The 21,810-nt window shown below is 72.6% G+C and carries 27 protein-coding genes; 23 read left to right on the top strand and 4 right to left on the bottom strand.

Going from position 1 to position 21,810, the window contains the following annotated elements; translation table 11 throughout:
• Window positions 1-18 precede the first annotated feature (18 nt).
• From ACIBPC_RS31155 to ACIBPC_RS31125, 7 genes are all read left to right on the top strand, one after another.
• The gene (locus tag ACIBPC_RS31155) at window positions 19-423 is read left to right on the top strand and encodes a hypothetical protein (RefSeq protein WP_398849314.1); all 405 of its coding nucleotides are present in this window, start codon (window positions 19-21) and stop codon (window positions 421-423) included.
• Complete coding sequence (locus ACIBPC_RS31150) at window positions 401-748, top strand: hypothetical protein (RefSeq protein WP_398849313.1); 348 nt, start codon at window positions 401-403, stop codon at window positions 746-748. Before ACIBPC_RS31155 ends, ACIBPC_RS31150 begins: the two co-directional genes overlap by 23 nt.
• A complete protein-coding gene (locus tag ACIBPC_RS31145) occupies window positions 745-1,008 on the top strand; it encodes a hypothetical protein (protein WP_398849311.1) in 264 nt (87 codons plus the stop codon). The genes ACIBPC_RS31150 and ACIBPC_RS31145 overlap by 4 nt, the downstream gene beginning before the upstream one ends.
• Before the next feature lie 20 nt (window positions 1,009-1,028).
• Window positions 1,029-1,259: a hypothetical protein gene (locus ACIBPC_RS31140; protein ID WP_398849309.1), complete on the top strand. Its 231-nt coding sequence runs from the start codon at window positions 1,029-1,031 to the stop codon at window positions 1,257-1,259.
• Window positions 1,260-1,625: 366 nt separating this feature from the next.
• Window positions 1,626-2,534, top strand: coding sequence for a hypothetical protein (locus tag ACIBPC_RS31135; RefSeq protein WP_398849307.1), 909 nt, complete (start codon window positions 1,626-1,628; stop codon window positions 2,532-2,534).
• A gap of 133 nt (window positions 2,535-2,667) precedes the next feature.
• The gene (locus ACIBPC_RS31130; protein WP_398849305.1) at window positions 2,668-3,324 is read left to right on the top strand and encodes a hypothetical protein; all 657 of its coding nucleotides are present in this window, start codon (window positions 2,668-2,670) and stop codon (window positions 3,322-3,324) included.
• Between the two features lie 65 nt (window positions 3,325-3,389).
• Window positions 3,390-3,647 (top strand): WhiB family transcriptional regulator, encoded by a 258-nt coding sequence (locus ACIBPC_RS31125; RefSeq protein WP_398849303.1) that lies wholly within the window; start codon window positions 3,390-3,392, stop codon window positions 3,645-3,647.
• A 317-nt stretch (window positions 3,648-3,964) separates the two neighbouring features.
• Here ACIBPC_RS31125 and ACIBPC_RS31120 read toward each other — a convergent pair whose 3' ends face one another.
• From ACIBPC_RS31120 to ACIBPC_RS31105, 4 genes are all read right to left on the bottom strand, one after another.
• Window positions 3,965-4,675, bottom strand: a complete 711-nt coding sequence (locus ACIBPC_RS31120; RefSeq protein WP_398849301.1) for an MW1434 family type I TA system toxin — start codon at window positions 4,673-4,675, stop codon at window positions 3,965-3,967.
• A 19-nt stretch (window positions 4,676-4,694) separates the two neighbouring features.
• Complete coding sequence (locus ACIBPC_RS31115) at window positions 4,695-4,943, bottom strand: hypothetical protein (RefSeq protein ID WP_398849299.1); 249 nt, start codon at window positions 4,941-4,943, stop codon at window positions 4,695-4,697.
• 46 nt (window positions 4,944-4,989) lie between these two features.
• Window positions 4,990-5,331, bottom strand: a complete 342-nt coding sequence (locus ACIBPC_RS31110) for a hypothetical protein (RefSeq protein ID WP_398849297.1) — start codon at window positions 5,329-5,331, stop codon at window positions 4,990-4,992.
• 396 nt (window positions 5,332-5,727) lie between these two features.
• The gene (locus ACIBPC_RS31105) at window positions 5,728-6,123 is read right to left on the bottom strand and encodes a hypothetical protein (RefSeq protein WP_398849295.1); all 396 of its coding nucleotides are present in this window, start codon (window positions 6,121-6,123) and stop codon (window positions 5,728-5,730) included.
• Between the two features lie 63 nt (window positions 6,124-6,186).
• On the opposite strand from ACIBPC_RS31105, the gene ACIBPC_RS31100 reads away from it, so the two are divergent.
• The 16 genes from ACIBPC_RS31100 to ACIBPC_RS31025 all read left to right on the top strand — a co-directional run.
• On the top strand, window positions 6,187-6,435 hold the full coding sequence (locus ACIBPC_RS31100; protein WP_398849293.1) for a hypothetical protein: 249 nt from the start codon (window positions 6,187-6,189) through the stop codon (window positions 6,433-6,435).
• Complete coding sequence (locus ACIBPC_RS31095; RefSeq protein ID WP_398849292.1) at window positions 6,432-7,013, top strand: hypothetical protein; 582 nt, start codon at window positions 6,432-6,434, stop codon at window positions 7,011-7,013. The genes ACIBPC_RS31100 and ACIBPC_RS31095 overlap by 4 nt, the downstream gene beginning before the upstream one ends.
• Window positions 7,010-7,414 carry a hypothetical protein gene (locus ACIBPC_RS31090; protein WP_398849291.1) on the top strand — a complete coding sequence of 135 codons (405 nt, stop codon included), beginning with the start codon at window positions 7,010-7,012 and terminating at the stop codon, window positions 7,412-7,414. The genes ACIBPC_RS31095 and ACIBPC_RS31090 overlap by 4 nt, the downstream gene beginning before the upstream one ends.
• Window positions 7,415-7,718: 304 nt before the next feature.
• Window positions 7,719-9,497 (top strand): hypothetical protein, encoded by a 1,779-nt coding sequence (locus ACIBPC_RS31085; RefSeq protein ID WP_398849290.1) that lies wholly within the window; start codon window positions 7,719-7,721, stop codon window positions 9,495-9,497.
• A 149-nt stretch (window positions 9,498-9,646) separates the two neighbouring features.
• Window positions 9,647-10,276, top strand: a complete 630-nt coding sequence (locus tag ACIBPC_RS31080; protein WP_398849288.1) for a ParB N-terminal domain-containing protein — start codon at window positions 9,647-9,649, stop codon at window positions 10,274-10,276.
• The gene (locus tag ACIBPC_RS31075; protein WP_398849286.1) at window positions 10,273-11,184 is read left to right on the top strand and encodes a hypothetical protein; all 912 of its coding nucleotides are present in this window, start codon (window positions 10,273-10,275) and stop codon (window positions 11,182-11,184) included. Before ACIBPC_RS31080 ends, ACIBPC_RS31075 begins: the two co-directional genes overlap by 4 nt.
• Entirely contained in the window at window positions 11,181-11,870 is a 690-nt protein-coding gene (gene queC, locus ACIBPC_RS31070) for a 7-cyano-7-deazaguanine synthase QueC (protein ID WP_398849284.1), read from the top strand. The genes ACIBPC_RS31075 and queC overlap by 4 nt, the downstream gene beginning before the upstream one ends.
• On the top strand, window positions 11,867-12,310 hold the full coding sequence (locus ACIBPC_RS31065; RefSeq protein WP_398849282.1) for a 6-pyruvoyl trahydropterin synthase family protein: 444 nt from the start codon (window positions 11,867-11,869) through the stop codon (window positions 12,308-12,310). Before queC ends, ACIBPC_RS31065 begins: the two co-directional genes overlap by 4 nt.
• Complete coding sequence (locus ACIBPC_RS31060; protein ID WP_398849281.1) at window positions 12,307-13,059, top strand: 7-carboxy-7-deazaguanine synthase QueE; 753 nt, start codon at window positions 12,307-12,309, stop codon at window positions 13,057-13,059. Before ACIBPC_RS31065 ends, ACIBPC_RS31060 begins: the two co-directional genes overlap by 4 nt.
• Entirely contained in the window at window positions 13,056-13,664 is a 609-nt protein-coding gene (gene folE, locus ACIBPC_RS31055) for a GTP cyclohydrolase I (protein ID WP_398849279.1), read from the top strand. Before ACIBPC_RS31060 ends, folE begins: the two co-directional genes overlap by 4 nt.
• Complete coding sequence (locus ACIBPC_RS31050) at window positions 13,661-14,275, top strand: hypothetical protein (RefSeq protein WP_398849277.1); 615 nt, start codon at window positions 13,661-13,663, stop codon at window positions 14,273-14,275. The genes folE and ACIBPC_RS31050 overlap by 4 nt, the downstream gene beginning before the upstream one ends.
• A 14-nt stretch (window positions 14,276-14,289) precedes the next feature.
• Window positions 14,290-15,831 carry a terminase large subunit domain-containing protein gene (locus ACIBPC_RS31045; RefSeq protein ID WP_398849275.1) on the top strand — a complete coding sequence of 514 codons (1,542 nt, stop codon included), beginning with the start codon at window positions 14,290-14,292 and terminating at the stop codon, window positions 15,829-15,831.
• A 317-nt stretch (window positions 15,832-16,148) separates the two neighbouring features.
• Entirely contained in the window at window positions 16,149-16,469 is a 321-nt protein-coding gene (locus tag ACIBPC_RS31040) for a hypothetical protein (RefSeq protein WP_398849273.1), read from the top strand.
• A gap of 644 nt (window positions 16,470-17,113) precedes the next feature.
• On the top strand, window positions 17,114-17,533 hold the full coding sequence (locus ACIBPC_RS31035; protein WP_398849271.1) for a DUF1360 domain-containing protein: 420 nt from the start codon (window positions 17,114-17,116) through the stop codon (window positions 17,531-17,533).
• A 21-nt stretch (window positions 17,534-17,554) separates the two neighbouring features.
• Window positions 17,555-19,708: a hypothetical protein gene (locus ACIBPC_RS31030; protein ID WP_398849269.1), complete on the top strand. Its 2,154-nt coding sequence runs from the start codon at window positions 17,555-17,557 to the stop codon at window positions 19,706-19,708.
• Window positions 19,698-21,810: phage minor head protein (locus ACIBPC_RS31025; protein WP_398849268.1), on the top strand; the 2,113-nt coding region annotated here is incomplete at its 3' end. The genes ACIBPC_RS31030 and ACIBPC_RS31025, both read left to right, overlap by 11 nt.

The following is a 21,810-nucleotide window of genomic DNA, read 5'->3' as shown; positions in this document are numbered from 1 at the left end:
GCCGCTACGGTCACCCGTATGACCGAAACCACGACGCCCCCCGCCACCGCCCCGGACGACCACCTGGCCGCCCTCCCCGCGCCGTGCTGCCGCGAAGGCGCCGAGATGCTGGCGGCCTGGGTGGCTGCCCACCAGAACGAGGACGCGGCCGGCCACGTCCAGGGCGAGATGACGTGGCCGGGCCACATGGTCGGCGTCCACCGGATCGTCGCCCGTCGCGTGCCCGGGTGCGTGGACTGCATGGAATGGGTCGCCGTCCTGGAGCTGGGCGACGACGAGGACCCGGACCTGGACCACCCGCGCGGGTTCATGGCCGCCGAGCACTTCGTACGCCACTGGGTGTTCGACCCGCTGGTGGCGTACCACCGGGCCCAGGAAGCCGCGGCTACCCTCCGGAAGGGTGAAGAAGCCCCCCGCCACTGACCCTTGCCCCCGCTGCGCCGAGCTCGGCGCCCAGTACGACGACGCGGTGGTGGCCGGCGACCCGGCCGCCGGCGTCGCCGCCCTGGTGACCGCCCTCGTCCACATGACGGCCGTCCACGCCCAGCGCGTGGGCGGCCGTACGTCGTGCGGCACCTGCCGCCAGTTCCTCGTCCTGCTCCGCGGCGACCAGGGCGGGCCGCCCACCGGGTGGCGCCGCGACGCCGGCGCGCACTTCGTGGCCCACGTCCTGGACGACACCGCGGCGGCCGTCGCGCTCCCGGCCCAGGCCGGGATGTCCGAGGGCCGCCGTACGGTGCCCGTGTGAGCGACCGAAGCGACCCGGCGCCGGATACGGCGGTCCTCGAGGACCGCCGGCGGCGGTTCCTGGTGATCCACCGCGACGCCGACGACGTCCTGGGGTGGCGGGAGGCCGGCGGCGCCGTCGCCCTGGACGACGGCCGCGCCGCGGCGTGCGTCCACGCCCTGGTCGAGGACCTGGGCGGCGTCCGCCGGGCCTCGGTGGTGTGGGCGCGCGACGAGCCGCCGGCGCGGTGCTGCGCCGAGACCGGTCACCCGGTGCCGTAGGCCGTCCGTACGATGGGCCCATGCCGACGCACTTCCGCGACCCCGTCCTGACCTGCGACAACTGCGGGGCGACTGCCGACCGCCCGGTGGGCGCGAACTACCGCACCGGGTGGGAACGGCTCCGCGCCGAGGGATGGACGGCCCGGGCGAACGGCGCGGAACGGCCGCTTCGGTTCCTGCCCCACACGACGATCCACGCCTGTGGGGACTGCCCGTCCGTCGCCGTCGACCAGGTGGTGGCCGCCGGTTAGCACGTCGCCGCGGCGGCCACGCCCGGCGCCCCGGTGGGGACGGGCGCGGTCCGCCCGAAGGTGTGGAAGGCCGGGCGTTCGGCCGCGCCGGGACGGTGTCGCCCTGGGCGGTGGTGGAGCATTGTCGTACCGGCGTGAGCTGCGCTGAGTCGGTTGTCTGCCGTGCCCCCACGACCCCGAGCCGTGGGGGTTTCGGCGTACCTAGGGACGGCATGAACTTTACGGAACAGACCGGTACCGCCACCAAGTGCCAAGGGGTGGGGCCGGGCCCCGCGCCGCGCTCCGCACTTTCGGTACGTACCTAAGCCCACCCCGGCATGTGACTGGGGACACCGGTCTGTTCCGTAAAGTTCGTATCCTCCGGGCATGACACCCGAGAAGAACGACGACGAACCCGATCCGCGCGCGATCCTGGCGGCCTGGCTCTCCGGAACGTACCGCCGCTTCAACGGACAGCTCGTCCAGGGCAAGACCTGGGACGACGACACCCGGTACCGCTATGAACTGGCCCTGGCCGCCTGGCCCACCGCCACCCGCCCGGACCAGTCCTGGTTCGCGTACATCGGGGACCTGGTCTGGCACTTCGAGCCGCTTCACCTGTCCGACTGGGCGTCGCGCATCGTCAACCAGGACGGGTCCGAGATGAGCGAGGCGGCCCGCGGCCGGGCGGTGTCCGCGGTGCGGTCGTTCTACAAGCACTGCGAAGACGACCTGGGCGCCTCGCGCTGGAACCTCCCCGCCCGGCGGAAGCTGGTCGGCTCGGTGAAGGGGACCAGCCGGCCGCCCCTGACCCCGTGGCAGATGGACGCGCTCCGCACCGCGGCGGACCGCTACCGCGGACCGATGCCCGAGCGCGCACGCCTGGCCACGTACATGACCCTGGCCGGCCTCCGCCCCGGCCAGTCGATCGCCGTCTGGGTGAACCACATCGCGCGCGACAACCAGGACGGGCCGACGTGGCGGCTCCCGGCGAAGAACAACGCGGCGTCCGCCGTGGCCGCCGCCGCGAAGATCCCGAGGCCGGTCGTGTGGGCGCTCGACGAGTACCTACCGGTGCGCACCCACCGCGGCCCCGACTCCTACGAGGACCGCGGGCCGCTCCTCGTGTCCCGGCTCGGGCGCGGCCTGGACCGGATGACGTTCCCGAAGCTGATCCGGGCGGTGGCCGCCTCACACCCGGATCTGGAAGAGATCGCGCCCGGGCTGCTCCCCGACACCGTCGCGCACTCGCCGTCCCCGTTCGCCCTCGACGAGGACGGCCCCACCGGCGGGTGAACCCGGGCCGGTGCGCCGGACACCGCGGCGGCCGTCCCGTACGGTCGCCGGTGCCCGCCCAGGCCGTCCGGCGGGCCGGCCGTATCGCCCTGACCCCGCGTACGGCGTGGTCCAGGGCCGCTACCTTCAGCACATGCCCGACGAACTGGACGACGACGATCTGGCGGAGCAGCTCCCCGACGTCACCGAGGCCCGGAGCGCGGAGGCGACCGCGATCCGGGTCACCCCGCGCGACGAGGCCGGCCGCCCGGACCACGCCTGGGGCCTGACGTACCGGTTCGACGACCAGCCGGTGGGGCTCCACCTGGTCACCGTCCACGCCGCCGCCGAGGTCCGCGCCTTCGACCCCTCGAAGCGGTACCCCTTCGCCGTCGTCGACCGCGTCGACGCCGCCCTGACCGCCTCGGAGGACCACCCGCGGTTCCGGGACGTCCAGGCCCTGGCCCAGGGCCTGTGGCAGCACCGGCGCACGACCGCGGCCGTGGAGGCGTGGGGGCCCACGGACGAGCCCGGGACCTGGTGGTACGCGCTGATCCCGGCCTGGCGCGACTCGTACCGGTGGGACGGGGACAACCCGTTGCCCGTGCAGCTCCCCGAGGGCCACCGGGTGTACGGCGCCGGCCACGTCGAGCGGGCGCGGAACTGGGTCTGGCCCGAGGCCGGCGGCCTGGTCCCGGTGCCGGTCGACGACGTCCAGCCGGTCGGGGCGGACGCCTGGTTCGTCACCAGCATGACCACGGTCCCGCCGCCCGCCCAGGGTTTCCCGGAGCGCCAGGGGACGACGTCGTAACCGCCACCACCCGGTACGGCCTCGACGGAGGGCGATCCGGGCGGGCGCGCCATAGCGTTGATCGCGTGGACGACGACCTGGTGACGCTGCAACGGGCCATAAGGGGAATCGGCCCGGGCGTCTTCCTGCCGTGTTGGGCTGAGCCGGACATGTGGTTCAGCGACCTGGGCGCGGACCAGGTCGTGGCCGCGCGCGAGTGCATCCACGCGTGCCCGGTCCAGCCGGAATGCCTGGCGGCGGCGATCGCCGGGGGTGAGACCGCCGGGATCTGGGGCGGGGTGAAGTTCCCGCGGCGCGTACCCTCCCAGGCCGCCGATCGTTGAGCAGGGCCCCCGGAGACCCGGCCGCCGGCCCCCTCATCCGCGCCGGCGCCGCGGTCCCACCCTCGGGGCGCGGCGCCGCACCCGCCGCGCCCCGCTAGGCCGAGGGGCTTCCCGTGGGCCAGACCATCAACGATTCGACCGCCACCGGCCAGTCCTCGGGCTGGATGGGCGGCAGTCCGCGGAGTTCCCGGGTGGACTCGTCCTGTCCGCAGAGACCGCAGATCGAGACGCTACGGGCCAGCGTGACCCGGCTGCGGGCGCCGGCGTCCCCGTCGAACAGGCTGCGGGGGCCCAGACAACGCGGGCACCTGGACGCTTCAGCTTCGGACATCGGCACTCCCTGAAGCACCCCGGTACGTCGCCGTCAGGTTGCGCGACTCGGAGACGTGGACCGCGGCCAGGCCGTGAATCTCGTTGCACCACAGGCCGTACGCCCAGATGGCGAACTGTTCGGCGGTCGGCCGCTCGCCCAACACGTCGTTGAGGAACCGGCCGCGAAGGGACCGGTCCTTCCAGACCTGCAACATCTCTTCGTACTGGTCGATGCGAGCGGCGTCCTGGCCGGTGAACTCGAAGACGACCACGTACTGGTGCCCGTGGATACCGCGTTCATGGTGACCCTTGGGCAACATCACGTTGTCGTGCGTCGCCTCGAACTCCAACGTCACCGTGGCGACGGTGCCGGCCGTGCCCGCGGCGAGCAGCGGCGGGCGGTCCTCGTCGTAGCCGCGGACCGCGGTTTCCAGGGTGCCGATCCCGTCGACCACGTACCAGTCGGTGGCGATCAGGTCCTGGTCGCCCTTGTTCCAGGTGCGGACCGTGCCGTCCTTCTCGCACATCTGGAAGTACGGCTGGAAGCGCACCACCGTGCCTTCGGGGACGCCGAACGACTCGGCGGTGTTGCCGTTGACGGCGATCCCGTCCGGGTAGCCGGTGCGGAGCGCGACCCACTTCCCGTCAGCGATCCAGCCGCGGCGCGCGCACCGCTTCCCGGCCTTGAGTTCCACCAGGGCGGCGGAGAAGTCCATGTCCATGGTCATGACGGTGTCAGACCCGGATTTCGTCTGTCGACGCCGTCAGGAGGACGTCCGCGGCGACCCGCAGCGCCGCCGCCTGTTCCTTGTTCTCCTCCCGGTCGGCCAGGCGGCGCAGCTTGAACACGGCGTCCACCGTGTCCCAGCCGTTCACCACCCGGGCCAGGTGGGCGTGAAGGTTGCGGGTCGTCGCCTCGTCCAGGGTGACGGGCTCGGCTTCGCCCAGCTTCACGGACGCGGACCGGTGCATCTCCGGCTTCATGCGGGGTTCCCCCTCGGGTCGCGGTGCGGTGTTGACGAGCGGGACGCTACCGGGCGAACACGTACGTCCGGTCGGCTTCCCGGGACGGCGGATCAGCGGTGATGGTGCCGGCCTCCACCAGGTCGTCGAGGGCGATCCGCAGCAGCGGCACCCCGGCCGGCATGACGTTGGTGGTCGCGGCCAGGGTGGCGACGTCGTACCGGACGGCTTCACCGGCGGGGACGCGGTCCAGGACGTACCCCAGGGCGCGGACCATGGTCCGGCGCTGGGACGCGGTGAACGTCAGGCTGGGCGGCGCGAGCACGGTCACCGGGCCCAGCTCGTTGTCGACGAGGCCGGCGGCCCGGGTCAGGTCACGGTCTGTCACGTCGTCATATTCCTTGGTCATGGCGCGATGTTGACCGGCCAGGCACGTATCGGTGAACACCGCGCCGGGTGGTGTCGGGTGCGCCAGGATGACGAACGCCCCCGCGGGGTCCGCAATCGGGGCGGACCCAACGGGGGCGTTGCGTGGGGCCTGTTCTTCGGCGCACTTCACCAGGTTGTGCCACGACGGCGCTGTGGCTTTCCGACTACCGCCCAGCTACACGGCCGCGGTGTTCTCGCCGTCGCGGTCGCTGCTGTGGCGGTCCAGGGGGGCCCTGGACTGTGCCCTGGTCCCTGGAGCGGTATCGAGTAGCCGGCCCCGGCCTCTCACCGAAAACCGTAGTGGGGTTCCGGGCATTTTCGCCCGCCGTTGTGACGAAATGGAATATGCCGTCTCCGCCCGGTCCGTGACCCTCTGTCACGTCGCGGGGAACTGGTCGGCCTCGAAGGTCTCGATCCGGGCCGCCAGGGCGTGGCACTGGTCTTCGGTGAGTAGGAACGCGACCCGGCCGGCGTCGCGGTCCAGGACGGGGTCGGCCTCGGCGCCCAGCGCCTGGAGCCAGGCCGCGACGGGCCACGGCACGGTGAGGGTGGCGAGCTGTCGAAGCGGTCCGTCCCACGTCACCTGGAAGTCGTGGATGTCGCCGTGGAACTTCAGTGCGGCGCCGAGGCGGACCCCGGCGTCCGTGGGCGCCGGGTCGCGCCGCGGGAGCGGACGGCCCTCGAGGATCGCGGCGACGTCGTCGGCCAGGTGCGCGAACAGGCCGCGGTCGCCGTCGAGGGGGACACCGTCCGTGGTGTTGTCGTCGCTCATGTCCGGGGAGAGTACGGCCATTCGTGACGGCCGTACAACGCGCGCGTTGTACCGTCCGACGTCATGGACGACGTGACGCTGAAGGGGTTCCGCCTGGGGCGCGGCGTGCGCCAGGTCGATATCGCGCAGCACTGGGGCGTGAGCCAGCAACGGGTCGGCGCGGTCGAGGCCGGGCCGATCCCGCGCCTGTTGGTCGGGACGCTGGCCGACTACGTGGCCGCCGCGGGCGGCCGGCTGGTCGTCGGCGCAGAAGTCGCCGGCGGGGTGATGGTGCCGCTGTACTGGCGGCCGGAAGGGGAGATCCGAGGGTGAGCGGGAACGGGAAGATGCGGGCCGACCAGGTACTGGGCGGGCTCCGCGGTACGGAAGCGGTCCAGCGGTCGGTGTCGTCCATGGGCCAGATCCGGTGGTCCCTGGGCGTCGTCCTGGACCACGGCATGGAACGGGCGGTGGTCCAGATCGTCCCGGACCCCGACCAGTTCGAGGCGCTTCGGTCGCGCCTGGCGAAGGCCGGCGTCAAGCGGGTGCGGAAGGACCAGTGGGCGCGGGCCGACTTCGACCCGGTCAACGTCCTGATGTTCGTCCGCGACGGCCACGTGAACGAGATCAGCGCGGAGTACCGGGAGAACGTCCAGGGCGGGTTCCGGAACCGGCGGTCCAGGATCGCGGCGAACCCGCCCCAGCCGGTGTCCCCGCGGTGGATGGACGCCGCCCTGGCGCGGCGCCCCGTGATCGCGCTGATCCCGTTCGAGGCGTTCGGGATCGAGGACGACGCCTGGGAAGGGACCGTGGTCACCGACGAGCTTCTGGACGGTGCCGCGGAGCGCGCGGCCGGCGCCCGGATGCTGTGGGCCGGCCTCGGGACCGCGGACCTGGGACTGGACGCATGACCCTGGTCGACGAGGTGGCCGCGGCGTTCACGTGCCCGGAGTGCGGGGCGACGTCGTACCACCCGGAGGACCTGAAGCGCGGGTACTGCGCCCGGTGCCGCTGGTTCACCGGCGACACGGAACTGTGGCTGGGCTGGGCGCCGGCGCGGCGCGCGCGGGAGCTCGGGCCGCGGTTGGCGACCGAGCCGAAGCAGTGCCACGACGTGCGGTGTTCGGCCCTGGAAATCCTGGTGGCGCCCGCGGTCGGCGTCGACCCGGCGGACGCGACGGCGTTCTGGTGGTGTCCGGGGTGCCGGTGGTCCGGCCTGGCGGTCGCGCCTCGGCGGTACAGCGCGATCTACGACCCGGGGGACGGGGTGCGCGCGGAACGCTGGGTCAGGCCGGGGCGGTGCCCGGCGTGATCCACCAGTTCCACCGCCGGAAGGGCGCCCCGGTCGTCGGGGCGCCCGGACCGGGAAGCGTCGGTCCCTTCGGTCCCTGGGGAGCCGACGAGGAGGACGGCGCCCCGGTGCCGGCCGCGGAGCCGGTCCAGGCCGCGGTCGACGTCACCGTGGCGTGGCAGTTCGAGCGGCCACGGGTGCGGCGTCCCCTGGGGCCGGTCGGCCGGGCGTAGTCCCGGGGGAGTTGGCGCGGATCGAGTGCCGACCCTCCCCCGCATCGTGTAGCATCCAATGCGTTAGATACTACGTTGAAGGGGTCGGGGACATGGCTACGTACGAATACCGGGTGAGCCTGACGGCGCGCCGGAAGTCCGCGGCCATGTCGATGACCCCGAACGGCGACGTCACCGGGAACGTGATCATGCGCGGTTGGCACCCCCAGACGTACGCCACGCACGCCGAGGCCCTGGCCGTCGTCACGTCCGGCATGAAGACGGCGTACCTGGGCGAGGAGCGCGCCCGCATCCTGTCCTTCACCATCACGGCCCACCTGGTCGGCGGCCACGACGTCTTCGACGTCCGCACCCTGGCGACCTACACGATCCCGGCGAAGGCCGGCGCCCCGCTCGACGTCCTCACGTACGTGTACCTGTCCGAGCTGGACGCCGACGACGTCGACGAGGCGGTGGCCGCCGCCGACCGGCCGCGGATCGCGGTCGGGGACCGCGTCACCTTCGACGGCGCGACCGGCACCGTGACGGGCCGTACGACGGTGCAGTACGGCGACGAGCGGGGCGACCAGTACGTGACCGTGGACTGGGACCTGGCGGACCCCCGCGGCACCGGGCGCGCGTACCTCTCCCACGACCTGGAACTGGCCGACGAGGCCGACGACGACACCGAACCGACCCTGGAGGATGAGCCCATGCCGTACGCCGACCCCGAGGCCGCGAAGAACTGGACGGCGCCGAAGCCGGTCCAGCTCCCCGATATCCGCCGGAAGTTGATCGCCTGGCACCAGTCCCGAGCGGCCACGCAGCATCAGGGGATGTTGATCCGCAACGGCCGCGGGACGCTCGCCCCGTACATGCCGGACCGCCCGTTCATGGCCGCCGAAGTCATGGGCGCCCAGGAGGCCGACCGCCTGTCGCAAGCGCGCCTGTTCTTCGTCAACGGGCCCATGACCGCGGTGGCGAACCGCAAGGCGGCCCGGCCCCGGCCGGCACCCCTCACGAAGGCCCGCGTCCCGTCGCCGTACGGCCTGGTCGTGTTCCAGGACCCGGTCGGCTCGTACGTCAGCCACGGGAACGGGTCCGGCCCGATGCGGAAGCTCGACCGCACCGCCCCGGCGACCCACATCCCGTACGTGGCGGTGTCCTGGGGGATCTGGCGGGCCGACTTCGCGCCGACGAACGCCGAGCCGACCCCGGCGCCCCCGGGCGTCGAGCACGACGGCCCGGCGTGGGTGCCGTACGGCGGCCCGTCCTGGGTCCAGTACAGCGGCGACACCCAGGGCCTGATCCTGCCCCCGAGCGGCGACGAGCCGGACCGGTTCTGGGTCACCGGGTACACGCCGTGGAACCACGCCCCCGAGGGGCGCCCGGCACTGCACTGGGACACGGAAGGCGTCGTCCAGCTCGGGCACGAATTCGACCACCCCGCCGAGCGCGGCACCGGCGAGGTCTTCATGCGCGCGATGATCGCGGCCTGGGACCTGATCACCCAGGAGGAAGTCACCGGTCAGCCGGTCGTCGACGTCGACCTGGTGGAGCGCGCGCCGAAGAAGTCCCGCCAGGACCACCGGCGCGGCATCGTCGACGACGGCGACGTGTCCGTGGTGTCCGTGACCGCGCGCCGGAAGCGGAAGGTCCCGCGGCGCCGGAACCCCGCCGCCGCGGGCACCGGGACGCCCTACACCCACCGCCGCTGGATTCCCGAGCACGACCGTAACCACTGCATGGACCCGCACAAGCACCGCGAGACGATCGAGGCCGGCGAGCGGTGCCACCACGAGCCGATCACGATCCTGGACCACTGGGCGGGGGACGAGTCGCTTCCCGTCTCGGACGCCGTGACGCTCGTCGACGGCCCGCGCGGCGGGTAGCTGCTCGCCGTCGAACCCCGCTAGCGTCGACCCCGCGTACGCAGCACCACCGAAGGCCCAGGACACCCCCCCGTCCTGGGCCTTCACGCGTGCCCGGGCCGCGGGCCGGTGCGGGACAAACCAGGACAGAGCGCGGGATGATCAGCCGTATGCGCATCGCTCCAGGTCTCGAAGACCTTCTGGTCCCCGTCGACTCCCTGACGCCCTGGCCAGGGAACGCCAAGCTTCACGACCTGGGCGAGATCCGCCAGTCCATCGAGCGGTACGGCTACACCGACCCTGTGGTGGTCCAGAAGTCGTCCATGCGGATCATGGTCGGCAACGGCCGCCACGAAGCCGTCGTGAGCCTCGGGGAACCGATGATCCCCGCGGTGATCCACGACCTGACGGACGCCCAGGCCCTGTACTTCGTCCTGAAGCACAACCGCAGCCAGGAGAAGGGCGGCGGGTACGACGACGAGGCCCTGGCGGACCTGCTCCGGGAGGCCAAGGAGTACGCCGGCGACGACGACCTGGCGGAGCTGACCGGCTGGGCCGACCACGACCTGGCCGCCCTCGAACAGGCCCTGGCCGGGAGCGACCGGAACCTGGACGACGTGATCCGGGACATGGGAGAGCCCGGCGACGATGACCTGTGGCCCACCCTGGAATTCAAGGTCCCGCCCCCGGCCCGGGCCGCGTTCTTCCAGTACACGGCGGACGCCGCGGACGACACAGACGCGGGCCGCTTCCTCCACCTGCTGAAGGTCGCCGGCTGGTCGCCGGAAGAGGCCCTGTGATCGGCGCCCGGCCTCGGGTCCTGTGGTCGTACTGGTACGGCCGCCGCTTCCCGCCGGCGCAGCTCCAGGGCCTGACGGACGGCTGGGACGTGATCCTGGACTCCGGTGCGTTCAGCGCGCACAGCTCGGGCCAGGACGTCGACCTGGACGCGTACGCGGACTGGGTGCGCGCCTGGCGCGGGCGCGCCACCGCGGCGTTCAGCCTGGACGTGATCGGGGACCCGGTCGCCTCGGCGGCGAACTACCAGCGGTTGATCGACATGGACCTGGGCGTGACCGTGATCCCCGTGTTCCACGCGGGGAGCGCCGCCCGGCACCTGGACGCGATCCTGGAGGCCGGCGCCCCGTACGTCGGCTTCGGCGGCCTGGTCGCGCACTTCCGCAACAAGACCGCCGTACTGCGCTGGGCGGCCTGGAACCTGCGGCGGTGCGCCGACGCCGGCGTACGCGTCCACGGCCTGGGCATGACCGCGGGCCACGCCCGGGATCTGCCGTTCTACTCGGTGGACTCCTCGACCTGGACCATGGGGCCGCGCCGCGGCTTCGCCGTCGTCTGGGACGAACGGCGCCGCCGCCCGCTCCAGGTGATGTACCGCGATCCCCAGGAAGTCCAGCGCTACGCCCGAGAGTTGACCCGGTTCGGCGTCGACCCGGCCCGCATCGCGGCGCCCGGATTCATGCGCGAGGACACCCGCGCCGGTGACGCGCGGTGGCTCCTGGACACCGCGGCCCGCGCGTTCCTCGCCATGGATGATCACCTACGCGCCAGGCACCAGGTCCCGGCCCCGGCCGGCCTCGACCCCGAGCTGACCGGGACGAAGGTCTACATGGCGTGCACGACCCTGCCGGACATGGACCGCGTCGCCGCGGCCTGGGCGGCGCACACCCCCGAGAGGACCCCCGCATGACCAGAACAACCGCCCTGGTGTCCGGCGGCCTGGACTCCGCCGTGATGGCGGCCCAGCTCGTCGACGACGGCCACGTGGTCACCGCCCTGTCTGTCGACTACGGCCAACGACACCGCCGGGAGCTGGACGCCGCGCGCGCGGTCGCCGGCGCCCTGGGGATCTCCCACGTCGTCGTCGACCTGACCGGCGTCACCGCGGCCATGGACCCGTCGTCCTCGGCGCTCCTCGGCTCCGCCGCGATGCCGCACGGGCACTACAGCGACGCGTCCATGGCCATGACCGTGGTCCCCGGCCGCAACCTGCTGATGATCGCCGCGGCGGCGGCCGTCGCGGCGTCCCGCGGCGACGAGGCCGTGGCGATCGCGGCGCACGCCGGCGACCACCCGGTGTACCCGGACTGCCGGACGGACTTCCTGGGCGCCGCCGCCCAGGCCGTGTCCCTCGGCGTCCCGCCGCTCGACGTCCTGTACCCCTTCGCCAACATGACGAAGGACCGGATCGTGGCGCGCGGCTGGTCTCTGGGCGTCCCCATGAACCTGACCTGGTCCTGTTACGAGGGGGGCGCCGAGCACTGCGGGCGGTGCGGAACGTGCGTGGAGCGCGCGGAAGCGTTCGTCCTGGCCGGCGTCGCGGACCCGACGACGTACGCCGACGCGGCGTACGCCCGGGAGGTGACCGGCCGATGAGCGGGACGACGATCCTCGAGGTCCGCCACGCCTTCGACGCGGCGCACCGGTTGCCCGTGCTGCCGGGGAAGTGCCAGAGCTTGCACGGGCACACCTGGCGGATCACCGCGCGGGTCCGGGGCCCCGTCGACGGGACGACCGGCATCGTCACGGACATGGGCGGGGTCAAGGACAAGTTGCGGGCCTTCGTCGACATGGAGCTGGATCACGGCACGCTGTTGGGCGAGGACGACCCGCTGGTGGCGACGCTGGGCCAGTTCGCCATGAAGGTGTTCGTCTTCGACGGCGACCGGGGCGGGTGGCCGACCGTTGAGAACGTGGCGGCCCTGATCGGGGAACGCTTGCAAGAGCAGCTGCCCGCGGGCGTGACGCTCGTCGACGTCCGCGTGGCCGAGACCGACACGAACGCGGCCACCTGGTCGCCTGGGGGGACGGCATGACGCAGTCAACGACTACCGCGCTTCGGATGGGGCCGTGGGCCCAGCGGCTCACGCTCCCGATCCGGGAAATCTTCGGTCCGGTGCCTCAGGGCGAAGGCCCGTACGTCGGCCGGCGGTCGGTGTTCGTGCGCACCGGCGCCGGGTGCAACCTGCACTGTCCGCCGTGCGACACGAAGGAGACCTGGGACCGCGACCAGTTCGATATCGCCGCCCTGGCGCCGCCGATGCTCGCCGCGGACGTCGTACGGCGCGCGGTGGAGCTCGGCGCCGGCGACGCCATGACGGTGGTCACCGGCGGCGAACCGCTGCTGTGGCAGATGACCCAGGCGTGGGACGTGTTCCTGGACCTGATCCCCGGCTTCGTCCAGATGGAGACGAACGGCACGATCCCGCCGACCGAGGAGACCGCGGCCCGGATCGACCACTTCGTGGTGTCCCCGAAGATCGGCGCCATGGGCGCGGCTGACCCCGAGAAGCGGCGGATCGTCCCCAAGGCCCTGGCCCGGTTCAACATGCTGGCCGCCCAGGACAAGGCCACGTACAAGTTCGTGGCCGGCACCCCGGCCGACGTCGACGACGTCGTGGCCCTCGTCGGGGAACACCGCATCCCGCGCCACCGGGTGTACGTGATGCCGCTGGGTGCCGGCCACGACGAGGCCCGGGCCAATGGCCGGGCGATCGTCGACACGGTCATGGCCCGCGGGTTCAACATCACGACGCGGCTTCACCTGGAACTGGGGGTCCGATGACGATCAGCACACCGGCCCGGGCGCTCGACGACGTCCGTACGGATCTGCGCACGACCGCGGAAGCCGGGGTGGCCGCGGCGCTGCGCCTCGTCGGGGACGACCCGACCCGCGACGGCCTGGAGAAGACCGCGGCGCGCTGGGTGCGCGCCCTCGAGGACCTGTGTACGCCGCCGGGGCCGACGCCCGCCGAGGCCCTGGCGGTGAAGTTCCCGGCCGGCGCCGTCGACCAGATGGTGGCGGTCGGCCCGCTCCCGTTCACGTCCCTGTGCGAACACCACCTGATGACGATCACCGGCCGCGCCTGGATCGCCTACCTTCCGCACGACGGCCAGGTGGTCGGCCTGTCCAAGATCCCGCGGGTCCTGGACTGGGTCGCGGCCCGGCCCCAGCTCCAGGAACGGATGACCCAGGAAGTGGTCCAGTCCCTCGTCGACCACAACGGCCCCGACGCGGCCTGTGTGATCGAGGCGGCCCACGGGTGCATGTCGTCACGAGGGGTCAAGAAGTCGGGGGCGGTGATGCGCACCCAGGCCCTGGCCGGGCGGTTCCTTGAGAACGCCCCGACCCGTGCCGAGTTCCTGACGATGATCGGGCCCATGGGATGAGCGCGAAGGACCGGAAGCCGCTCGTCTTCGACGAGGACGGCCGCGATCCCTGGGAGCGCCAGAGCAGGGAGGCGGCCGGCCAGTTCGACATGTTCGAGCGGTACGCCGACATGCCGCGGCGGTCGGCGCCGGCCCTGGCGCGGGAGCTGGGGAAGTCGATCGCGTACGTGACCCAGTGCGCGTGGGCCGGCCGGTGGCGCGACCGCGCGGAGAAGCGGGACACCGCCCGGGCCGAGGAGCGCGCGGCCCGGTTGTCGAAGGCGCGCGACGACATGGTGGACCAGCACCTGGCGTTGTCGCGCCGGATGCTGGCAAAGGCGGCCCAGGCGATCCAGGCCCTACGCCCGGAGGACATGAAGCCGACCGAGATCGCGCGCATGGTCGAGGTGGCGACGAAGATCCAGCGCACCGCCCTGGACATGCCGGACACCACCGTGGCGGTCACCGGTCGCGCCGGCGGCCCGGTCGCCCTGTCGGTCGTCCCGAAGTCGGAGTCCGAGCGCCTGGCGCGCCTGGGCGAGATCAGTGCAGAACTGGCGCGGCGGGCGGGGCGCGGCGACGTCGACCCGGCGGCCTTCGACGCGTACCTGGGTGATCCGGCGGCGGTGTGAAACCGGTGTCTGAAATGTCGACGGCGGAACTGGAGGCGGAGGCCGAACGGCTCGCCGCGCTCCGGTCCCCGGCGACGCTGGGCCAGTACCTGGACCCGCGGTTCCGGATGCGCGCCCACACCCAGGTCATTGGGGACGCCCTGGCGGGGCTGGGCGGGGCGTACGACCGCCTGATGATCATTACCCCGCCCCAGATCGGCAAGAGCACCCTTGCGGCCGTCTGGTGCCCGTTCTGGTGGCTCGTCCACGACCCGGCGCTACGGATCATCGTCGGGTCGTACGGCGCTTCCCTGGCGACCCGTCACAGCCGCGGCGTGCGCGCCCTGGTGAAGGGGTTCGGGGACCGGTTCGACGTCGCCCTGTCGACGGACACCACGGCGGCCGACGAGTGGTACACCGACCAGACCGGCGGCCTGAAGGCGGTGGGCGCCGGGTCGGGCGTGACCGGCTTCCCCGCGGACCGGATGGTGGTCGACGACCCGCACGCCGGCCGCGCCGAGGCGAACAGCCCGACCCAGCGGGAAAACGTCTGGGACTGGTGGTCCGGCGGCCTGATCTCCCGTCAGGCCCCGGAAACCCCGGTGTGCCTGGTCCAGACGGCGTGGCACCCCGACGACCTTCGCGGGCGGCTGCTGAAGCGCGAAGGCCGGCTGGAGGACGGCGGGGCCTGGAAGGTCGTCCACCTGCCCGCGATCGCGGACCTGGAGCTGACCGGCGGGACGGACCCGCTGGGCCGCGCGGACGGCGACCCGATCACCCACCCGAAGATCCCGGACGGCGACCGGGAACGGCTCCTGAAGCACTGGAACGGGAAGAAGGACAGGTCCAGCGCCCAGGACTGGTCCGCCCTGTACCAGGGGAACCCGCAGCCGAAGGCCGGCGCCCTGCTGTCGGAAGCGATGATCCACCAGCGCACCCACCGCGCCGGCCTCCCCGGGGTGATGAAGGCCGCGGTCACCGTCGACCCGTCCGGCGGCGGCCGGGACACCTGCGGAATCATCGGCGGGTACCTGGGCACGGACCAGCGCTGTTACGTCACGCACGACTGGACCGCAGTCATGCCCTCGACGGACTGGCCGCGCGCGGCGTGCCGCCTGGCCGCCGAGACCGACGCCGACCGCATCACCCTGGAACGGAACTTCGGCGGCGACATGCCGAAGACCCTCGTACGCACGGCGTGGGACGGGCTCCGCCGGGAGTGGGACGAGGCGAACCCGGACGCCGCCCGGGACGCGAACCCGTACCGGCGGCTTCCGCCCCGGGTCACGACGGTGAACGCGAAGAAGAACAAGCTGCTGCGCGCCGAGCCGATCGCCCAGCAGGTGATCGAAGACCGGTACCGGTTCGCCGGCATGTTCACGGACCTGACGACCCAGTGGACGACGTGGCAGCCGACCGACCCGGATTCGCCCGGCAACCTGGACGCCGCGGTGTACCTCGGCTTCGAGCTGCTACCGGTCCCCGGCGCGAACGAGGTCGTCAGCCGCACCGACGACCGGCCGACTCGGATCGACGACGTACGGCCGTCCGGCTGGGCCGCGCGCCGGATCGACTGACCGCGGCGCCTGGCGGTCGTCGACGGCGAGGAGCCACCGGCCGGCGCGGTCTTCACGGGCAGTCACGGGCCCATGGTCGAGGGCGCGGAGCGCGGGGCCGTCCGGCTTCGTCCGGATGGGTTTCCCGTACGGGTGGGTCACAACGAGTGACCCGAAGGGTACGATCGGCCCCGAACTTGATCAGAAACGCGAAAACGGCCCCTCCATAGGTTGGTCGCCTGGGGGCCGCTTCGCCTGCTATTCGCTTCGGACCACCATACCTGGCGGTGAGCTTCACCGCCTAGGGCCAGGTCCGGGGCGGGGAAGGAAGTTCCGCCATGGCGGAGGAAACCCCCGAAGAAGGTCTGGTCCACGAAGGACCCCGCGGCTTCTCGATGACCCCGGCCTGGGTCGTGAAGCGGGCGTTCAAGGACGTCTGGCTGTACGACTGGCTGAGGGCTCGGTACGGCGGCCTGGACGGTATCTGGCCCGGGATCGAGACGATCGCGGAAGAGTTCGACGTCAGCCGCTCCACGGTGGAACGGACGATCCGGCGCCTGGTGGCCGCGAAGTGCATGGAGATCCGTCCGCGGTTCCGGCCGGACGGGTCGCAGACGACCAACCAGTACGTGACGAAGTTCGACGAGCCGACCGACTGACCGCCGGTCCTACGCGCGCGCGAGGCCCCCGACCACACCGTGGCGGGGGCCTTCGTCATGTCCGGGAACCGGTCCTGGGGGAGAGGCCGGCCCACCCCCCGTCATCCGTGATGGGGGCCATTTTGCTGGGCTCCGGGGCCGGATCGTCGGCAAAACCCCCCGTCATTCTTGACGGGGGAGGGTCTGTCATTCCTGACGGGGGCCCCACCCGTCAAATCTGATGGGGCCCCACCGTCAGATTTGACGGGCAATGTAGACAGAGTTCAACCAGATAGAGGTGACGAGCCACAGAGAACCTGACTCATACAGATTCCGAGTGCTCCGCACACTCATCAACTGCCGGGGGCTAACGCCGCCCCCGGCCACCCCGCGCCAGCGCCTTGGATGCGCTGGACCATCCCCCAGTCATGGTTCTGCGCTTCGCGCACCACTACGGGCCCTAGGGGGCCCTCCGTTGAACCATGCCTACTTGTAACCGTGGTTGCTGTACATCGTGGCTGAGGGACTACGGACCCCTATCAGAGCAACCACAGACCGCGCGCGCCTGCGATCGCGTGCGCGCGCGAGGACGGCGGCCGGGTCGAAGCTCACGAGCGATACCACAGATCGGGCATAGCGGGTGACCTGGGCCATATGCTCATGGGGTGGACACTTCCTGGATCATCTTCGGCCTGGCCCTGGGCGCCGTGCTCCGAATCTCCCGCCTGATCGTCGACGACGACCTGACCGCCCCACTTCGTGACCGTCTCCACCGGAGGGTCCACCGTGGCGACGGCCGTACGCGGCCTGTGGCGGCGTTTGTGACGCGACTGGTCGCCTGTACGTGGTGCACGTCGGTCTGGGTCGCGTTCGGCGTCCTGGCGCCCGTGTACGGCTTCTACGGCTACGGCTGGTCGACGTACCCCCTGGCCGCCCTGACGATGTCCTGGGCGACCGGCATCCTGGCGTCCTGGCTGGACTCCCCGCCGCCCGCCCGCCACCTGATCCACCACGTGGCCGGGCCGGTCACCGCCAACGTGCGGTCCGAGCTGGCCGAGGTTCCCGGACAGACCAGCAGCAAGTAGCGGGGGCCGGCCATGGTGTCCATGCCACGTTTCACCCGGCACAGCCGGCGGCAACCAGAGCTGAACGACGACGGCCGGGTGGTCGACTCCGGTCGGACCCGCGTCCTGGCGTCCGCCGCGCTCATCACCCAGGACCAGGTCTATCAGGTCACCAACCGCCGCCCGGAGTGGCAGGAGGAGGCTTGGAACCGGTACGACGAGGTCCCCGAACTCCGCTTCGGCATGGACTGGTTGTCCGATGCGTGCTCACGGGTGCGGCTGTACGTCGGTGAAATCGACAAGGACGGGTCCACCGTCCCCGACCCGGTGAGCGAGGACGACCCGGGCGCGGAACAGCTCCTGGCCCCGCTAGAGGAGCTGTTCAACAACGGCACCGGCCAAGCCGAGATGCTGAACCGCTGGACCACCCACCTGGGCATCCCCGGCGAATCCTTCCTGGCCGGGTTCACCGACCCGGACACGAAGGACCGCCGCTGGATCGTCGCGTCCGGGGACGAACTCCGGATGGGGATCGACGGGTCCCCGGAAGTCCACTTGCCCGAGCGCCTGGCCTGGCACCGGATCGGCATCGGGGACACCGGCCGCGACGCCGGGACCCTGATCCGCCTGTGGCGCCCGCACGCCCGCCGCGCCGTTGACCCGGACTCCGAGCTGATCGCCCTTCGCGGCGTGCTCCGCACGATCCTGAACCTGGCCGCCCACATCAATGCGTCGTCCGACTCCCGCCTGGCGGGCGCCGGCATCCTGGGCCTGTCCGACGAACTGGTGGCCGCCGACCCGGCGCCGTCCGAGGGTTCCCCGAACCCGATCCACGGCCACCCGCTGGTCAAGGCCCTGTTGGAATCCATGGTGGCGCCGCTGAAGGACCGCGGCCTGGCCTCTGCCATCGCGCCGTTGGTCGTCACCGGGTCCACCGAGGCGATCAACAACGGGATGAAGCACATCCGGTTTGACACCCCGTTTGACGAACGCGTGTCGTCGCTCCTGGAACTGTCGATCCGGCGCATGGCCACCGGCCTGTCGATCCCCGCGGAGATCGTCCTAGGGCTCTCGACCGGGAACCATTGGAATAGCTTCCTGATCAAGGACGAGGCGATCCAGGTCGCCGTCGCCCCGCGCATCGAGCTTCTGTGTGAGGCCCTGACCCACCAGTGGTACCGCCCGCTGCTCCGCGCCCTGGGCGTGGCCGACCCCGACCGCTGGGGCATCGGCTACGACGTGTCGGCCCTGTCCCAGCGGCCCGACCGCTCGAAGGAGGCCGAGCAGGCGCACACCGCCGGCGTCCTCTCCGACGCGGCGTACATCCGGGAACTGGGCTTCGACGAGGAGGACATGCCCGACGAGGCCGAGCGGGCGCGGCGCCTGACGGAAAAGGTCGTCCTGACGAACGCACAGCTTGCGCCGGTGCTCCTTCCGCGCCTGGGGGTCGACGTCCCCGCCGGATTCACCGCACCAGCGGCCACAGAGGCCCCCAGGGAGCGCGCACAGCTCGAACGGGTCCCGAGCGGCGCCGAGGACGGCACGGACGCGTCTACGGGCCGCCCAGAGCTTCCCGGCCCGCCGCCGGCCGCCGAGGGCGAGACGCCGACCCCGCCGCGCCTCGTCGCCGCGGCGGTGCCCGACGACGGCCAGGACGACGTCGACGGCCAGGACCCGGCCGCGGACGCGGCGGTCCTCGAGGACGCCGGCGGCGCCGAGCGGGCCGGCGACGATGACGACCAGGACCACGTCGACGACCCCGAGCCGGGCGCCGCTGTCGAAGGGGAGCTGGTCCCTGCCCAGCGCGAGTACGACGAGGAACAGGCCCTGGCCGCCGCCGCGGCCCAGGCCGAGGAGTGGCGGACGTCGTGCCTGGAGGTCGGCGCGATCCGCGCCCTGGAGCGCGCCGGTATGTGGCTGCTCAACAGCTACGGCCGCGCCCAGCGCGGGCAGCTCCGCGACGTCCCCCTGGCCCAGATCCACACCCACCTGACCGCACAGGACAACTGGCACGACGTCATGCTGGCCGGGGCGTACAGGGAGCTGTCGACCGCGCTCCCGGAAAACCCGTGCATGGTCGCCACCGTGGACCGCTACGTCCGCGCGCTCCTCGCCGCCGGCATCCCGCACCACCGGGACTACCTGGCCGTGGCGCTCCAACAGCTCGAAGAGGCCGGCGGGTGCGATGCCGCCTAGCTCCCCGACGCCGATCGAGGGCGAAGACGAACTGGCCGCCGCCGTACGGGACGCGATGCGCGCGTACCTCGACGAGGTCCTGGCCGTGGTCGTCGACGACAAGCCGCCGGCGGACACCCTGACCGCCGCGGTGGACCTGCGCCGGTGGCCGGATGACTCGGTGTGGACCCGCGCGGTGGACCGGTTCGTCCGCCCCGTCGTCGACCGGCTGTACCGCCGGGCGTACGAGAGGAACGCCGGCCAGGCCCCGTCCGACGCCCGGGCCCAGGGCTGGGTCGGCGCCCTCGTCCAGCGGATGGCCCCCCAGACCTGGCCGCGCCGGGTGTGGGCCGCGGTGCAACAGGCCGTGATCGCCTCGCACGCCGCCCAGGAACCCCCGGACCTTCTGGACGCCCGGGTCCGCGACGTCCTTCGCGTCGACGCCCCCGGCGCCGAGTACCGCGAACGTACGGCGCAGCTGCGCCGGGTGGCCGCCGACGACCAGGCCCCGGACGACGCCCGGGCCGCGGCGCGCGCCGAGCTGGACGGCCGCGACGGGCCCCCGCCGGACGGCGCGGGGCGGCCGTGGGAGTCCGACGCCGGCCGGATCGCCGCGTCCGAGGCGGTGGCCGCGGCCGGGGGCGCCGCCGTCGAGGCCGCCCAGGACGGCGACGACGAAGGCGTGATGAAGCGCTGGGTATCCCGCCACGACGACCGCGTACGCGCGGCGCACCTGGCGGCGGACGGCCAGACCGTGCCCGTGGGCGAACCCTTCGTGGTTGATCTTGAATCGCTCATGTACCCCGGCGACCCGTCCGGATCGCCGGAAAACTCGATCAACTGTCGATGCGAGGTACGCATCGTTCCGGCCGCCACTGTGGCCGCCGGCGCACCCGAGGAGACACAGGCCATGACCACCACCACCGAGGCAATCACGGCGGCGGTGACCGCCCGCACTGATCTTCCCTTCGCGCCGCGGGACACCGCCTGGGACGGCCAGGCCGCCCGGGAGGCAGTCCGCACCTGGGCCACCAGCGACGGGAAGCTGGACCCGGCGAAGTACGCGGACGCGTTCCTGTACCGGCCGGCCGGGGCGCCGCCGTCCGCGTTCCAGCTCCCGTTCGCCACGATCGTGGACGGGAAGCTGACCGCGGTGTGGAAGGGCGTCGCCGCCGCGGCGGCGGCCGTCCAGGGCGGCCGGGGCGGCGTCGAGCTGCCCGCGGACGCCGTGGAGCAGGTCAAGGCGCGGCTGACGACGCTGTACGCGAAGGCCGCGAAGGACTTCGACGACGACACGATCACGCCGCCGTGGAAGGACAAGCCCGCCATGCGCGCGTCGCTCGTCGCGGCGGCGGCCCTCGAGGCGCCGGCCCCCACGTTCGACGGCGCGATTGACGTCTGGGGCGACGCCGAGGCCGGGCGCCCGCCGGCGGACTGGTTCGTGAAGCCGGACTGGCTGGACGGCCCGGGCACGCTCCCGGTGCCGGACGACGTCGCCACCGCCGAGCCGATCGACGGCGCGAAGCCGCGGATCACCGTCTACCCGGACGGCCGAATCCTCGGGTACACCGCGTCGTGGACGTCGTGTCACATCGGCTTCGCGGACGAGTGCGTACCGCCCCCGCCGGACACCCCGACCGGCCCGGGCCAGCTCGGGTACGAGAACTTCCACCGGCCGCCGGTGCGCATCGCGGACGGTGCGCTTCGCCTGGGGAAGGTCACGATGGTGACCGAGCCGAAGCGGCCCGGGCACGCCTTCACGAACCTGAACGCCGCGTCCGCCGTCGCGCACTACGACAACGTGGGCACCCTGGCCGCCCTGGTCCGCGCCGGCGAGGACGAACACGGGATCTGGATCGCGGGCGCGGTCATGCCGGACCTGACGGCCGCCGACCGGGCGAAGCTCGCCCTGTCCGAGCTGTCCGGGGACTGGCGCACCGTCAACGGCGTGCCGCTCCAGATGATCGCCAGTCTGGCCGTGAACCACGGCGGGTTCATCGCGTCCGCGGCCGGGGACCAGGCGCCCGCCGCGCGCACCGAGGCCGGCGGGTGCGGCTGCAACGCCGGGGCGGCGGACCAGGCCGTGGTCGAGGAGGCCCAGGCGGTCGTCGACGCCGCGGCCG

It is taken from the genome of Streptomyces sp. NPDC049879, from assembly GCF_044461265.1.
Taxonomy (GTDB): Bacteria; Actinomycetota; Actinomycetes; order Streptomycetales; family Streptomycetaceae; genus Streptomyces.
This window is presented reverse-complemented; position numbering and strand designations above follow the sequence as displayed.

What these genes read in the sequence shown, in the direction of transcription:
- ACIBPC_RS31155 (WP_398849314.1), top strand. Translation starts at nt 19, where the DNA reads ATGACCGAAACCACGACGCCCCCCGCCACCGCCCCGGACGACCACCTG.
- ACIBPC_RS31140 (WP_398849309.1), top strand. Translation starts at nt 1,029, where the DNA reads ATGCCGACGCACTTCCGCGACCCCGTCCTGACCTGCGACAACTGCGGG.
- ACIBPC_RS31135 (WP_398849307.1), top strand. Translation starts at nt 1,626, where the DNA reads ATGACACCCGAGAAGAACGACGACGAACCCGATCCGCGCGCGATCCTG.
- ACIBPC_RS31130 (WP_398849305.1), top strand. Translation starts at nt 2,668, where the DNA reads ATGCCCGACGAACTGGACGACGACGATCTGGCGGAGCAGCTCCCCGAC.
- ACIBPC_RS31120 (WP_398849301.1), bottom strand. Translation starts at nt 4,675, where the DNA reads ATGGACTTCTCCGCCGCCCTGGTGGAACTCAAGGCCGGGAAGCGGTGC.
- ACIBPC_RS31115 (WP_398849299.1), bottom strand. Translation starts at nt 4,943, where the DNA reads ATGAAGCCGGAGATGCACCGGTCCGCGTCCGTGAAGCTGGGCGAAGCC.
- ACIBPC_RS31110 (WP_398849297.1), bottom strand. Translation starts at nt 5,331, where the DNA reads ATGACCAAGGAATATGACGACGTGACAGACCGTGACCTGACCCGGGCC.
- ACIBPC_RS31105 (WP_398849295.1), bottom strand. Translation starts at nt 6,123, where the DNA reads ATGAGCGACGACAACACCACGGACGGTGTCCCCCTCGACGGCGACCGC.
- ACIBPC_RS31100 (WP_398849293.1), top strand. Translation starts at nt 6,187, where the DNA reads ATGGACGACGTGACGCTGAAGGGGTTCCGCCTGGGGCGCGGCGTGCGC.
- ACIBPC_RS31090 (WP_398849291.1), top strand. Translation starts at nt 7,010, where the DNA reads ATGACCCTGGTCGACGAGGTGGCCGCGGCGTTCACGTGCCCGGAGTGC.
- ACIBPC_RS31085 (WP_398849290.1), top strand. Translation starts at nt 7,719, where the DNA reads ATGGCTACGTACGAATACCGGGTGAGCCTGACGGCGCGCCGGAAGTCC.
- ACIBPC_RS31080 (WP_398849288.1), top strand. Translation starts at nt 9,647, where the DNA reads ATGCGCATCGCTCCAGGTCTCGAAGACCTTCTGGTCCCCGTCGACTCC.
- queC (WP_398849284.1), top strand. Translation starts at nt 11,181, where the DNA reads ATGACCAGAACAACCGCCCTGGTGTCCGGCGGCCTGGACTCCGCCGTG.
- ACIBPC_RS31065 (WP_398849282.1), top strand. Translation starts at nt 11,867, where the DNA reads ATGAGCGGGACGACGATCCTCGAGGTCCGCCACGCCTTCGACGCGGCG.
- ACIBPC_RS31060 (WP_398849281.1), top strand. Translation starts at nt 12,307, where the DNA reads ATGACGCAGTCAACGACTACCGCGCTTCGGATGGGGCCGTGGGCCCAG.
- folE (WP_398849279.1), top strand. Translation starts at nt 13,056, where the DNA reads ATGACGATCAGCACACCGGCCCGGGCGCTCGACGACGTCCGTACGGAT.
- ACIBPC_RS31050 (WP_398849277.1), top strand. Translation starts at nt 13,661, where the DNA reads ATGAGCGCGAAGGACCGGAAGCCGCTCGTCTTCGACGAGGACGGCCGC.
- ACIBPC_RS31045 (WP_398849275.1), top strand. Translation starts at nt 14,290, where the DNA reads ATGTCGACGGCGGAACTGGAGGCGGAGGCCGAACGGCTCGCCGCGCTC.
- ACIBPC_RS31040 (WP_398849273.1), top strand. Translation starts at nt 16,149, where the DNA reads ATGGCGGAGGAAACCCCCGAAGAAGGTCTGGTCCACGAAGGACCCCGC.
- ACIBPC_RS31030 (WP_398849269.1), top strand. Translation starts at nt 17,555, where the DNA reads ATGCCACGTTTCACCCGGCACAGCCGGCGGCAACCAGAGCTGAACGAC.